Origin of the sequence: Chenggangzhangella methanolivorans (genome assembly GCF_042648545.1) — a bacterium.
GTDB classification, from domain to species: Bacteria; Pseudomonadota; Alphaproteobacteria; order Rhizobiales; family Methylopilaceae; genus Methylopila; species Methylopila methanolivorans.
Genome location: NZ_JBHRXS010000006.1, coordinates 1,071,949 through 1,084,826 on the forward strand (window position 1 = coordinate 1,071,949; position 12,878 = coordinate 1,084,826).

Consider the following 12,878-nt stretch of genomic DNA (forward strand, 5'->3'; position numbering starts at 1 on the left):
AAGGTTGCGAACGCCAAACCCGTTATCGCGACGCGAGGCGCGACGATGTGGTTGCGGCGCGCCTCGGCTTGGCCCAAAGAATGGCGCGCCGGAAGGGTGGCCGAGTGGTTTAAGGCAGCGGTCTTGAAAACCGCCGTGGGGGCGACTCCACCGTGGGTTCGAATCCCACCCCTTCCGCCACTTTGCCGGTCCGCCGCAGGCCGCCGACTAAGTCGGGCCTGAGCCGATCGCGCCCACGCTGAACTCGCGTTCGTCCTCGGGCTCGATCGGCTGGTCGAGGATCACCGCGCTGCTGCGAACCGGCAGCGAGACCCGGATGACGCGCAGCCACAGGGGCTGGCGCGCTCCGACGATCTTGAGGGCCCGCAAATCCCCAGCGGGCGCCTTCGCGATGAAATCGTTGCGGCAGGCCGAGACGAGTTCGACGCCGTCCGAGAACACGCGGAGCCCCTGCTCCGCGAGCGACATCCCGCAGGGCTGCACCTTGTTCGTGCCCGAAAGCGAGTCGTTGTCCGCGAGCGTGATCCAGATGTCGCCGTCCTTCAGCGTGCGGATCAGCCGGGACGCGTCGCGCTTGTTGATGGCGGTGTAATGACCGCCTTCGATCGCCCGCCCCTTCAGGTCGGCGGGATCGACAGTGCGATAGTCATGCTCTGTCTCCCGACCTCGGTACGCCTCGAAGCGAGGGGAAAAATCCTCGAACGGATCGTCGCCCGGCGTCTCGCGCGCAAGCTCGCCGACATTCGGCAGGAAGTAGTCGCAGAGGAGCGCGTAGCGGATGCGCCGGCGCCTGTTGAGGCTCGGGGCGTGAAGCAGGCGGTGGTGGATCAGAATCGCGTCGCCGGCCGCCCCGGAAAGCTCCACCGGCTCGAGGCGGCGATAACGCTTCATGATTTCCCGGTAGGAATCCCGAGCGATGAAATCGACCTTCGACTCGAACGCGGGATAAAGGTCGCGATGGCTGCCGGGCCACACCAGAAGCCCGCCGCCGCCCGGCCGGACGTCCTGCAGGTAGGTGGTCGCGATGATCTGGACCGGGTGAGCCTCGACATGCGGGAGGGCGTAGCGCGCGGCGTCTTCGGACCCTTGAAACGGCACGATCAGGTAAAGGCCCCGGTAGCGCGGACGCGTCGGCCGGCCGATCAGCGAGGCGATCATCTTCTCGAACGGCGACTTTCGGCCGAACGTGGCGTTGGCGAGGTCGTCTGTCGGGAGCTCGCCCTTCTGGAATTTGAGAAGCCCGCGGCGAAAGCCCAGGCTTTCGGTATGGCAGGAGTCGGTGACGAGCCCCGTCCATGTCTCGGGCTCGCCTCTCACCCAATGTTCTGGAAGCCGGCGCCACGCCATTCGGCGCAGGTGGTCGCAGGTCGACTTGGCGACGGCGCCCGGCACCTGCAGATAGCCGTCTCGGGCGAACCGCTCGAACTGGTCGTCAGACAGCATCGCGAGCCCCCGCCCCGGTTGCATCCAGGATCGTCCCACCGGCGACTGGGCGGCGTCAAGCGCGAGCCAGTCAGGCGTTTTGGCGAATCCCGCGCCGTCTCCGCATCGCCACCTATGCGGGTTTTATCCCGGCGGGTTCGCCTGCTTTCACGACGGATCCGCTAGAGCGTGGGTCAGGGCCTTGGAGCTCCGATGTCTCCGACGAAGGCCGCCTCGCCTCGCAGAGGTCCGAAGGTTTCGATCGAACGGGTGGGATTGGGGCCCGACACGACCGGAGCGTCGACCGAGACGTCCGCGGCCGCGGCCGCGACGGTCAGAGCCAGGGATTCTTCGGCCACGTTGACGGCCCAGAACAGCGGATTGCCGGTCGGCCCGGTTTCGAAGGCGATAAGCCAGCCATCCACGCCCTCCGCATCCTCGACGTTCACTGGCGCTGTCCTTCATCCGGTTAGGGCGAGACGCCGGCCGCAAAGGTCGGCGCCTCTGGCCGTCTCCGGGTTTGGAGGGATCGGAGGCGGTTGCGCCATTCTACGCGGCGAGGACGTAGAGGGACTTCCGCCGTCATGCGGCCCTCGGTCGCCCGACTTTTGTCTTGGCCGAAGGGCGCTCGCTCAAGGATGGCCGCCGCCGCGCCCCGTTACGCGGCTGCGAGGTCGGCTTTGGCGGCGCCGTATTCCGCGACCATCCGGGCGATGGTTTCGCCAGCGCTCGGCGCGTCCGAGATCGCGCCGAGGCCTTGTCCTGCGCCCCAGATGTCCCGCCAGGCCTTTGCGGCGGATCCGAAATCCATCTTCGACTTGTCGGCGTCGGGCAGCGCCTCGGGATCGAGCCCGGAGGCCGCGATCGACGGCTTCAGATAGTTGCCGTGCACGCCCGTGAAGAGCGACGAATAGACGATGTCGCTCGCGGCGCCCGCCACCAGCATCTCCTTGTAGCGCGGGTCGGCGTTGGCCTCCTTCGTGGCGATGAAGCGCGTGCCGACATAAGCGAGGTCCGCGCCCGCCGCCTGCGCGGCGAGCACCGCCCTTCCCGTCGCGATGGCGCCCGACAGCACGATCGGACCGTCGAAGATCGCCCTCACCTCCTGGGTCAGCGCGAACGGGCTGAGCATGCCGGCATGGCCTCCTGCGCCCGCGCAGACGAGGATCAGCCCGTCGACGCCCGCCTCGAGCGCCTTTTCGGCGTGGCGGACCGAGATCACGTCGTGCAGCACGACGCCGCCCCAGTCATGCGCCGCTTTGACCACTTCGTTCGGCGAGCGCAGCGAGGTGATGACGATCGGGACGCGACGGCGGGCGCAGACGGTCATGTCCTCGCCGAGGCGCGCATTCGAGGAATGGACGATCTGGTTCACGGCGTAAGGCGCGACCGGCGCGCCGGGATTGGCGTCGGCGAAGGCTGTAAGCTCGTCCTCGATCCGGCCGAGCCAGACGTCGAGCTGATCGGCGGGCCGCGCGTTCAGCGCCGGGAAAGAACCGACCACGCCCGCCTTGCACTGGGCCACGACGAGCTCGGGGCCCGAGACGATGAACATCGGCGCGCCGATCACGGGGATCGACAGCCGACCTTCGAGAAGCTTGGGAAGCGGCATGAGCGGCTTGATCCTCTTGAAGGTGTGCAGGAGCAATAGCCGAGGCGCCGCGCTTCGTCATCCGCCTCGTGATCGGCGCGGGTCTTGTGTCGCCGGTCGCCCCACGTAAGCTCGCAGCGACGCGCGCCGCCCGGCTCGCGCCTCGGAGGATCGAGATGCGCGCCGGACTGCTCGTCGCCTCGCTCGCCGTCGTCGCGGCGCCCGCTCCCGCCTTCTCCGAGATCGGCTCGTCGCGAAAAGTCGCCTGCGCCGCGCCGACGCTTCTGCAATGCTCGATCGTCGCGCCGGGCTTCACCAACTGGATCATCGCGCCGTTCGGCCTGGCGCCGAGCGACGCCGAGATCGCAGCCCAGGCGTGCCGCACGGGCGTCGTTTCGGCGAAGCGGCGACCGCCGGGGGAAGAGATCGTCAGGCAGACGACCGTGGTCGACGTGATTTGCGGGACGGCGCCGACCGAAGCCCGGCGCGCGCCGCCAATCAGAACGCCCGCTGTGGAGAGGGCCGCCCTGCCGGACCGGGCGCGAACGGTCGAGCGGACGCCGGTGCTCGCGGGCTCGCCGCAGGATTTCGAACCGGACGTCGCGCCCCGCCGCCGGAGCCCGCAAGCATCCGAGCGACCGCCCCGCGCCGAGCGCCTGTCGGAGCGTTCGGAGACGCGCCGCCGCGTTCGCGAGCCGGATCAGGATGCGCTTCCCTCGCGCGTCAGGCAGCCGGTCGAAGATCGCGTGGCGGCGCCTACCGTTCGACCAGGCCCGATCGCAGCTCCCGAGCGACTTCCGGAGCCCCCTCCGCCGGCGCCTGCGACCGCCGCCGACGTCCGGCCCGAGCCGCCACGGTCGGAAACGCCGCCCTCTCCTCCGGCCCCGTCGACGCCACGGCCGGCGCCCCCTTCAAAATGGAAGGACGATCCCTCGATCTCCTACGACCACTTCTGACGGGGCTTTAGCGGACGAGACCTACTCTGCCGCGACAGCCGCCGGCCGCCTGGCCGCGCGGGCGGCCTTGAGCCGAGCGAAGTCTTCGCCCGCATGGTGGGACGAGCGGGTGAGCGGGCTCGCCGACACCATCAGGAAGCTCTTGGCGTAGGCCATCGTCTCGTAGGACCGGAACTCGTCCGGCGTCACGAACCGCATGACCGCGTGGTGTTTCTTGGTCGGCTGCAGGTACTGGCCGATGGTCAGGAAATCGACGTCGGCGGAGCGCAGGTCGTCCATCAGCTGGAGGACCTCGTTCCGCTCCTCGCCGAGACCCACCATGATGCCGGACTTGGTGAAGATCTCCGGATCGAGCTCCTTCACGCGCTGCAACAGACGCAGGGAATGAAAGTAGCGAGCGCCGGGGCGGACCGTGAGGTAGAGCGACGGCACGCATTCGAGATTGTGGTTGAAGACGTCGGGCTTCGCCGCGACCACTGTCTCGAGCGCGCCGTCCTTTCGCAGGAAGTCGGGCGTCAGGATCTCGATCGTGGTCTGCGGGCTCGCGCGCCGGATCGCGCCGATGACGTCGGCGAAGTGCTTCGCTCCGCCGTCGGCGAGGTCGTCGCGGTCGACCGAGGTGATGACGACGTGGTGGAGGCCGAGCTTGGCGACGGCGTCCGCGACCCGTTCCGGCTCGCCGGCGTCGACAGCCTCGGGCATGCCGGTGCGCACGTTGCAGAACGCGCAGGCGCGGGTGCAGGTGTCGCCGAGGATCATGAAGGTCGCGTGCTTCTTCGACCAGCACTCCCCGATGTTCGGGCAGCCGGCCTCCTCGCACACCGTCACAAGCTTGTTGGCGCGAACGATCTCGTTGGTCTCGCGCCAGACCGGCGAGCCCGGCGCCTTGACGCGGATCCAGTCCGGCTTGGCGAGCTTGAGCGTGTCTTCGCGGCGCGCCTTTTCAGGATGACGCGCGCGGGGAAGTCCATTCGTTCGGTCGAGAACCGTGACCATGGCGCCCAGATCGTGACGCGGCGGAGGATACGCAACGGGCCGCCGCGAATGAAAAAAGGAGAGCGGGCGTTTCGCCTGCTCTCCTTGTGAATTTAACCGAGGCCGGAGCCCGCGTCATCCGCTGCTCCGCGCCCGCAGAGCGGACGCGGCGCGAATGCAGGGCTCAGGTCGATGCGCGTCAGGCCGCGCGCCGCCCGCGGATCGCCCGCCAGACGAAGATCAGCAGGCACGCGCCAGCGATCGCCACGATGCACTGCCAGATCCAGCCGCCGGGCGGCACGACGCCGATCGCGCCGAGGATCGCGTTCATCACCAGCGCCCCGACGATCCCGAGGATGATGTTCATGATCAGTCCCATGTCGGACTTCATGATCTGCTCGGCGATCCATCCGGCGATGCCGCCGAGGATGATCGCCATTAACCAGCCGACGCCTGTCATTCCTGCATAACTCCCGCGAAGCGTTGTCCCGTCGCGTAAAGAACTCGGGCGGCGCCGACCAAGTTCCAGTAGGGCAGGAATAAATTACTGATAGCGGGCGTGTGATATGTCCGCCGCGCGCCCACTCCGCCCTCATGCCCGCGCGGCGACACAGGCGCCCACGACTTTCTGAGATCGTGAAACGCGACGACGAAGTCGTGGATATCCGGCTTCGCCGGGCATGACGGTCGAGGCGCGTCCGCCCGAATGGATACGCCTCAGGTGTGGATCACCCGCCCGTAAGCGTCGAGCACGCTCTCGTGCATCATTTCGGAGAGCGTCGGGTGCGGGAACACCGCATGCATCAGCTCTTCCTCGGTGGTCTCGAGGTTCATGGCGATGACGAAGCCCTGGATGAGCTCGGTGACTTCCGCGCCGACCATATGGGCTCCCAGAAGCTCGCCGGTCTCGGCGTCGAAGATGGTCTTCACCAGCCCATCGGGCTCGCCGAGCGCGATCGCCTTGCCGTTGCCGTTGAACGGGAAGCGGCCGACCTTGACCTTGCGGCCCTGCTCATTGGCCTTCTTTTCCGTCAGCCCGACCGAGGCGATCTGCGGCTGGCAATAGGTGCAGCCCGGGATCTTGGCCTTGTCCATCGGATGGACGTCGAGACCCTTGATGCCCTCGACGCAGATCACGCCCTCGTGCTCGGCCTTGTGGGCGAGCATCGGCGGACCGGCGACGTCGCCGATGGCGTAGACGCCCTTCACATTGGTGCGGCCCAGCCCGTCGGTGACCACGCAGCCCTTTTCAGTCTTCACGCCGAGCGCCTCGAGGCCGAGGTTCTCGATGTTGCCGACGACCCCGACCGCCGAGATGACGCGGTCCACTTTGAGCTTCTCGGTCTTGCCGTCGGACAGCTCGATCGTCGCGGTGACGTCGTTCGAGCCCTTGTCGAGCTTCGTGACCTTCGCGCCGGAGAGGATCTTCATCCCCTGCTTCTCGAAGCGCTTTCGGGCGTGCGCCGCGATCTCCTCGTCCTCGACGGGCAGGATCTGCGGCAGCACTTCGACGACCGTGACTTCGGCGCCCATGTATCGATAGAAGCTTGCGAATTCGATGCCGATCGCGCCCGAGCCGATCACCAGCAGCGACTTCGGCATCTCGGTCGGGACCATGGCGTCGAAATAGGTCCAGACGAGCTTCTTGTCGCCCTCGAGGCCCGGCAGCGAGCGGGGCCGCGCGCCGGTCGCGACGATGACGTGCTTGGCCGAATAGGTCCCCTCCCCGAGCGCGCCCTTGGGCGCAGGGACGGGAGGGCCCTGCACGGACTTCTTGGGGCCTACGACCTTCACCTCTCCGGGTTTCGTGATGGTCGCCTCGCCCCAGATGACGTCGACCTTGTTCTTCTTCATCAGGAACCCGACGCCGCCATTGAGCTGCGACGACACCCCGCGCGATCGCTTCACCACCGCGGCGATGTCGAAGCCGACCTTCTCGGCTTTCAGGCCGTAGGCGTCGGGGTGCTGCATGTAGTGGTAGACCTCGGCCGAACGGAGCAGCGCCTTGGTGGGGATGCAGCCCCAGTTGAGGCAAATGCCGCCCAGATGTTCGCGCTCCACCACGGCGGTCTTGAAGCCGAGCTGCGCCGAGCGGATGGCCGTGACGTAGCCGCCCGGCCCGCCGCCGATGATGAGCACGTCGTATGCGTCAGCCATGGGTGGTCCCTGCGGTTTTCTTGTGTGTCGGCGGCTCTGCGGCCGCAGCGAAAGCGAGGCGCTTTGAAGCCGCCGCGAGGCAGGCCTCGAACGGATCAAGGCCGCCCGGCGCGGCCCAGGGGCCGCCCGCGGAGGTGAAGAAGCGCCCGCCCGAGGCCGTGATGGCCTCGATGAGCATCAGATTGTCGGCGAGCCCGAAATCCTCGACCACGAGACCGTCCGCGTGCAGCAGGCGGCCGTCGGGCAGAACTTCGAGATTGTCGCGGGATACCCCGCCGACCGTGCGCTCGAACAGCGGTTCAGCCGCGGCCGAAAACCCGTAGACCGGCGTCCCGGCCGCGAAGGCGAAACCGAGTTCGAAGGCGGTGCCGGGATCGGCGCTTGGCGATCGGAACGGCGACAGCTCCGCGATCACGACGTCGGCTTCGCGCATCATCGCGATGTTGGCCCGGAAGATCGCGCCGGCGAGGTCATGGGCGGCGAGCCCGTCGAGCGCCTGGTCGAACGGATGCAGCGCCTCGACGCCATAGGTCGCGCAGAGCTCCTTGCGCCGGGCGGCGATCTCCGCCGCGTCGGCGCGGAAGACGTCCGGGCCGGCGAGATAGGCTTTCATCGCGCGGCGCCCGCCTCAGGCATATTGCGCGATCCCGTCGCCGAACGACCAGTTCTCCTTCTTCACCTCGACGAGGCTGATGAAGACGTTGTTCCTGGCGACGCCCGCGGCCTCGAACTTGTCGGCGATCGAGGCGTAGAGCGCCTTCTTCATCTCGAGGCTGCGGCCCTCGTTGCAGGTGATCTGGACGATCACCAGGCCGTCGTCATGCGCCACGCCGAGATAGGACTTGGCGTAGGAGAACTCCGCCTTGCCGTGCTCGTGCATGACCACGAACTTGTCGTCTTCCGGCACGTTGAAGACCTCGCGCATGGCGTCATAGACGCCCTCGCACATGGCGTGCTTGACGGCCTCATTGTGGCCCTTCAGGAGCGAGATGCGGACGAGGGGCATGGGGTCAGGCTCTCATTTGGGGAAACGAACTGCGTGCTTCGAGACGCTTCGCTGGCGCGAAGCTCCTCAGCATGAGGGACGGCTGAGGTTCGCCATTTCTCCACAGCCCACATGCTGAGGAGCCGGCCCGGAAGGGACGGCGTCTCGAAGCACGCAGAACCACGGAGGCTCGCCTTCTAGACCAGCATGCCCATCGGGTTCTCGATCAGGCGCTTGATCGCCGAGATCAGCGTCGCCCCGAGCGCACCGTCGACCGAGCGATGGTCGCAGGAGAGCGTCAGGCTCATCACGGTCGCGGCGACGATCTGGTCGCCCTTCACCACCGCGCGCTTCTCGCCGCCGCCGACCGCCAGGATGGTCGAATGCGGCGGGTTGATCACCGCGGTGAAGTCCTTGACGCCGAACATGCCGAGGTTCGAGACCGCCGTGGTGCCGCCCTGGTACTCCTCGGGCTTCAGCTTGCGCTCCTTGGCGCGGGCCGAAAAGTCCTTCATTTCCTTGGCGATCGTCGAGAGCGTCTTGGTCTCGACCGCGCGGATGATCGGCGTGATCAGGCCGTTGCCCGGAAGCGCCACCGCGACGCCGACGTCGGCGTGCTTGTGTTTCAGCATCGCGCCTTCGGTCCAGGAGACGTTGGCGTCCGGCACCTGCGCGAGCGCGACGCCGAGCGCCTTGATCACCATGTCGTTGACCGAGACCTTCCAATCCGGCTTGCCGTCCTTCTGGGGCGCGGAAGCGTTGATCTGCTCGCGCAGCTTCAGCAGCGCGTCGATCTCGCAATCCACTGTCACGTAGAAGGTCGGCACCGTCTGGCGCGCCTCGGTCATGCGGCGCGCGATGGTCTTGCGCATCCCGTCGTGCGGAATTTCCTCGAAGGATCCTTCGGGGAAGAGCTTCTTGATGGCCTCGTCAGACGCAGGCGCCGAAGCCTTGGCTGCGGGAGCCGGCGCGTCGGCGGACGTCGCGGCAGGCGCGGCCGCTTGCTTGGCGCCGCCGGACGCCTTCGCGCCTTCGACGTCCGCCTTCACCACGCGGCCATGCGGGCCCGAGCCGGAGACCGCCGAGAGGTCGATCCCGGCCTCCTTGGCGAGACGGCGGGCGAGCGGCGAGGCGAAGACGCGCGCGCCCTTGTCGTGGCCGTTCGAGGCCGGCTTGGCTTCGGCCTTGGGCTCCGGCTTCGGCGCCTCTTCCGACTTCGGAGCCTCGGCCTTGGAGGCCTCAGGCTTTGAGGCTTCGGGTTTGGGCGCTTCAGCCTTCGCGGGTTCGGGCGCCGCCTTCGCGTCGCCGGCGTCCTTCAGCGCGCTCTCGTCCTCGCCGTCGCCCAGCAGGATCGCGATCAGCTCGTTCACGGCGACGTCCGCGGTGCCTTCGGCGACAAGGATCTTGGCGATCTTGCCCTCGTCGACGGCCTCCACCTCCATCGTCGCCTTGTCGGTCTCGATCTCGGCGATGACGTCGCCGGACTTGACCTCGTCGCCCTCCTTCACGAGCCATTTGGCGAGATTGCCCTTTTCCATCGTGGGCGAGAGCGCGGGCATCAGAATGTTGGTCGGCATCGGTCTTCAGGCCTCTTCGGAAGGCTTCTGGGGCGTATCGGGCGTTTCGATCGGTCTCAGCGCTTCATGAACCGGTCGAGGACCATGCGGATCAGCGTATGCGCCGCGCGGCTCTGGGCCTCGCCGATCGAAGTCGGCGGGAGCCGGCGGGGTCCGGTTCCGGTCTGCGCGTGGCGGCGGCGCAGAAATTCGTTCGCGGCGATCTTGATGAGGCGGCCGATCATCTATCGATACCCCTCACTGGATCGCCTGCGTGGTGGAGTCGCGCGGCGCGTCCCATTCGGCATCGAGCGTCGCCTTGATGGCCTCGAGCGCCTCGTCCTGCGAGCAGACGTTCTCGGTCTCGAAGATCTTGGCGACGTGCCGGGCGACGTCGGAGAGCAGCACGCCCCAGACCGCCGGGTCCTCGAAGCCCCGTTGCAAAGAGACATGAAGCCCGCTGTCGACGATCCAGGCGCGCAGCACTTCCGAGGCCTCCTTGGCCTCGTGGGCCGCGAAGGGCACGGCGAGCTCCCTGGGCGCGCCGGGGGCCGCCATCAGCGGTAACAGACGGATTTCGCCGCCTGGACCACTTCATCGACGCTCGGCAGCGCGAGCTTCTCGAGATTCGCCGCGTAGGGCATCGGCACGTCCTTGCCGGTGACGCGCACGACCGGAGCGTCGAGCCAGTCGAAGGCGTGTTCCATCATCCGCGCGGCGATCTCGGCGCCGACGCCGGACTGCGCCCAGCCCTCCTCCACCGTCACGATGCGGCCGGTCTTCTTGACCGACTCCACGATCGTATCGGTGTCCATCGGGCGGATGGTGCGCAGATCGATGACCTCGGCCTCGATCCCCTCCTCGGCGAGCTTTTCGGCGGCTTTGAGCGCATAGGTCATGCCGATCGACCAGGAGACGATCGTCACGTCCTTGCCCGGCCGGGCGATCTTGGCCTTGCCGATCGGCACGATGTAGTCGTCGAGCTTCGGCACGGGGAACGACTGGCCGTAGAGGATTTCGTTCTCGAGGAAGATCACCGTGTTCTCGTCGCGGATCGCGGCCTTCAGCAGGCCCTTGGCGTCGGCGGCGGTGTAGGGGGCGATGACGGTGAGACCCGGCACGTTCGAGTACCAGGCGGTGTAGTCCTGGCTGTGCTGGGCCGCGACGCGAGCCGCGGCGCCGTTCGGGCCGCGGAACACGATCGAGCAGCCCATCTGTCCGCCGGACATGTAGAGCGTCTTGGCGGCCGAGTTGATGATCTGGTCGATCGCCTGCATGGCGAAGTTGAAGGTCATGAACTCGACCACGGGCTTGAGGCCCGCAAGCGCCGCGCCGACGCCGACGCCTGCGAAACCGTGCTCGGTGATCGGCGTGTCGATGACGCGGTCGGGGCCGAACTCGGTCAGCATGCCCTGCGTGATCTTGTAGGCGCCCTGATACTCGGCGACCTCCTCGCCCATCACGAAGACGCGGTCGTCCTTGCGCATCTCCTCGGCCATCGCGTCGCGGAGCGCCTCGCGCACCGTCATTGTGACCATCTCGGTCCCCTCGGGGACGTCGGGTTCGGGCTGCGTCTTCGGCTGGGGAGGGTTGGCGGCGGCGGATTCGACCTTGGCGGACGCGTCCTTCTTCGGCTCGGCCTTGGCCTCTTCTTCGGCCTTGGTCGGCTCCTCGGCCTCGGCTTCCTTGGCCTTGGCGGGAGCGGCGGCGCCATTCTTCAGCGCGCTTTCGTCCTCGCCGTCGCCGAGAATGAGCGCGATCGGGGTGTTGACCTTGACGTCGTCGGTCCCCTCCTCGATCAGCAGCTTGCCGATCTTGCCCTCGTCGACCGCCTCGACCTCCATCGTGGCCTTGTCGGTCTCGATCTCCGCGATCACGTCGCCGGAGGTGACGCTGTCGCCTTCCTTCTTCAGCCACTTGGCGAGCTTGCCCGCCTCCATGGTCGGCGACAGCGCCGGCATGAGGACTTCGATCGGCATGGGACGTCCCTTTCGCCCAGAGGGCTTATTGTCTTGAGCGCCCCCGTCTTCGCAGGGGCTTGTTCGGTCGACCGTCTCAGGGACCGCGATCAGCGCAGAATGTCGGTCCAGAGCTCGGACGGATCGGGCTCAGGATCGTTGGTCGCGAATTCGGCGGCCGCGTTGACGATCTCGCGGACCTCCTTGTCGACCGCCTTCAGGTCGTCCTCGCTTGCGAAACCGGCCTCGATCAGGCGCTTGCGCACCATCTCGATCGGGTCATGGGTCTCGCGCATCTTCTGGACCTCCTCCTTGGACCGGTACTTCGCCGGGTCCGACATGGAGTGGCCGCGATAGCGGTAAGTGACCATCTCGAGAATATAGGGGCCCTTGCCGGACCGGGCGTGCTTCACGGCGCGGTCGCCCGCGGCCTTCACGGCGCGCACGTCCATGCCGTCGACCTGCTCGCCCGGGATTTCGAAGCTCGCGCCGCGCTGGCTGAGATTGGTGTTCGACGAGGCGCGCTCGACCGAGGTGCCCATGCCGTACTTGTTGTTCTCGATGACGTAGACGACCGGCAGGCTCCAGAGCTTCGCCATGTTGAAGCTCTCGTAGACCTGCCCCTGGTTGGAGGCGCCGTCGCCGAAGTAGGCGAGCGTCACGCTGTCGTTCTTGCGGTACTTGTTGGCGAAGGCGAGCCCGGTGCCGAGCGAGACCTGAGCGCCGACGATGCCATGGCCGCCGTAAAACTGCTTCTCGACGCTGAACATGTGCATCGAGCCGCCCTTGCCCTTGGAGTAGCCGCCGCGGCGCCCCGTGAGCTCGGCCATCACGCCCTTCGGGTCCATCTCGCAGGCGAGCATATGGCCGTGGTCGCGGTAGCCGGTGATGACCTGGTCGCCCTGCTTGAGCGCCATCTGCATGCCGACCACAACGGCTTCCTGGCCGATATAGAGGTGGCAGAAGCCGCCGATGAGGCCCATGCCGTAGAGCTGTCCGGCCTTCTCCTCGAAGCGGCGGATCAGCAGCATTTCCCGATGGGCGTGGAGTTCCTGGTCCTTGTCGAAGGACAGAGCGCCGGAGGATTTGGTCGAAGCGGATTTCGCGGGGGCCGACTTGGCCGCGGGGGATTTGTCCGCGGCCGCTCGCGAAGCGCCGGCGGAGGATTTCGCGGCGCGTTTCGGCGCGGCCTTAGCGGCTGTGGCTACCATGACGTCCCCTTGGTCGTTTCTTTTGTCTTTTTAACCAAGCTAAGGCGCCGGCCACGCGAAAGCGAGC

14 protein-coding genes and 1 tRNA gene are annotated in these 12,878 nt (G+C 67.3%); 2 read left to right on the plus strand and 13 right to left on the minus strand.

The annotated features are described in order from the left end of the window. The first annotated feature begins 90 nt into the window (after positions 1 to 90). Positions 91 to 180 (plus strand) — tRNA-Ser (locus ACFOWB_RS16560). A 27-nt stretch (positions 181 to 207) separates the two neighbouring features. Here the strand turns inward: ACFOWB_RS16560 and ACFOWB_RS16565 are convergent. The 3 genes from ACFOWB_RS16565 to ACFOWB_RS16575 all read right to left on the minus strand — a co-directional run bounded on the left by ACFOWB_RS16565 (position 208) and on the right by ACFOWB_RS16575 (position 3,034). Further along, positions 208 to 1,443, minus strand: coding sequence for a phytanoyl-CoA dioxygenase family protein (locus ACFOWB_RS16565; RefSeq protein ID WP_378148361.1), 1,236 nt, complete (start codon positions 1,441 to 1,443; stop codon positions 208 to 210). 173 nt (positions 1,444 to 1,616) lie between these two features. After that, positions 1,617 to 1,847, minus strand: coding sequence for a hypothetical protein (locus ACFOWB_RS16570; protein WP_261403254.1), 231 nt, complete (start codon positions 1,845 to 1,847; stop codon positions 1,617 to 1,619). A 233-nt stretch (positions 1,848 to 2,080) separates the two neighbouring features. Then, positions 2,081 to 3,034, minus strand: a complete 954-nt coding sequence (locus ACFOWB_RS16575) for an NAD(P)H-dependent flavin oxidoreductase (RefSeq protein ID WP_378148365.1) — start codon at positions 3,032 to 3,034, stop codon at positions 2,081 to 2,083. 155 nt (positions 3,035 to 3,189) lie between these two features. Between ACFOWB_RS16575 and ACFOWB_RS16580 the strand changes: the two genes are divergently transcribed. Beyond that, the gene (locus ACFOWB_RS16580) at positions 3,190 to 3,969 is read left to right on the plus strand and encodes a hypothetical protein (protein WP_261403256.1); all 780 of its coding nucleotides are present in this window, start codon (positions 3,190 to 3,192) and stop codon (positions 3,967 to 3,969) included. Positions 3,970 to 3,990: 21 nt separating this feature from the next. Here ACFOWB_RS16580 and lipA read toward each other — a convergent pair whose 3' ends face one another. From lipA to pdhA, 10 genes are all read right to left on the minus strand, one after another. Next, positions 3,991 to 4,965: a lipoyl synthase gene (gene lipA / locus ACFOWB_RS16585; protein ID WP_261403257.1), complete on the minus strand. Its 975-nt coding sequence runs from the start codon at positions 4,963 to 4,965 to the stop codon at positions 3,991 to 3,993. 178 nt (positions 4,966 to 5,143) lie between these two features. Next, complete coding sequence (locus ACFOWB_RS16590; protein WP_261403258.1) at positions 5,144 to 5,404, minus strand: GlsB/YeaQ/YmgE family stress response membrane protein; 261 nt, start codon at positions 5,402 to 5,404, stop codon at positions 5,144 to 5,146. A 257-nt stretch (positions 5,405 to 5,661) separates the two neighbouring features. Next, on the minus strand, positions 5,662 to 7,101 hold the full coding sequence (lpdA, locus tag ACFOWB_RS16595) for a dihydrolipoyl dehydrogenase (protein ID WP_261403259.1): 1,440 nt from the start codon (positions 7,099 to 7,101) through the stop codon (positions 5,662 to 5,664). Next, positions 7,094 to 7,714 (minus strand): nucleoside 2-deoxyribosyltransferase, encoded by a 621-nt coding sequence (locus ACFOWB_RS16600; RefSeq protein ID WP_261403260.1) that lies wholly within the window; start codon positions 7,712 to 7,714, stop codon positions 7,094 to 7,096. Before ACFOWB_RS16600 ends, lpdA begins: the two co-directional genes overlap by 8 nt. 15 nt (positions 7,715 to 7,729) lie before the next feature. Then, positions 7,730 to 8,107 carry a tautomerase family protein gene (locus tag ACFOWB_RS16605; RefSeq protein ID WP_261403261.1) on the minus strand — a complete coding sequence of 126 codons (378 nt, stop codon included), beginning with the start codon at positions 8,105 to 8,107 and terminating at the stop codon, positions 7,730 to 7,732. A gap of 176 nt (positions 8,108 to 8,283) precedes the next feature. Then, positions 8,284 to 9,663: a pyruvate dehydrogenase complex dihydrolipoamide acetyltransferase gene (locus ACFOWB_RS16610; RefSeq protein ID WP_261403262.1), complete on the minus strand. Its 1,380-nt coding sequence runs from the start codon at positions 9,661 to 9,663 to the stop codon at positions 8,284 to 8,286. Between the two features lie 56 nt (positions 9,664 to 9,719). Next, positions 9,720 to 9,887: a hypothetical protein gene (locus tag ACFOWB_RS16615; RefSeq protein ID WP_261403263.1), complete on the minus strand. Its 168-nt coding sequence runs from the start codon at positions 9,885 to 9,887 to the stop codon at positions 9,720 to 9,722. A 13-nt stretch (positions 9,888 to 9,900) separates the two neighbouring features. After that, positions 9,901 to 10,167, minus strand: a complete 267-nt coding sequence (locus ACFOWB_RS16620) for a DUF5076 domain-containing protein (RefSeq protein WP_378148370.1) — start codon at positions 10,165 to 10,167, stop codon at positions 9,901 to 9,903. A gap of 32 nt (positions 10,168 to 10,199) precedes the next feature. After that, on the minus strand, positions 10,200 to 11,621 hold the full coding sequence (locus ACFOWB_RS16625) for a pyruvate dehydrogenase complex E1 component subunit beta (protein ID WP_261403265.1): 1,422 nt from the start codon (positions 11,619 to 11,621) through the stop codon (positions 10,200 to 10,202). Positions 11,622 to 11,710: 89 nt separating this feature from the next. Further along, positions 11,711 to 12,811, minus strand: a complete 1,101-nt coding sequence (gene pdhA / locus ACFOWB_RS16630; protein ID WP_378148373.1) for a pyruvate dehydrogenase (acetyl-transferring) E1 component subunit alpha — start codon at positions 12,809 to 12,811, stop codon at positions 11,711 to 11,713. Positions 12,812 to 12,878: the final 67 nt, after the last annotated feature.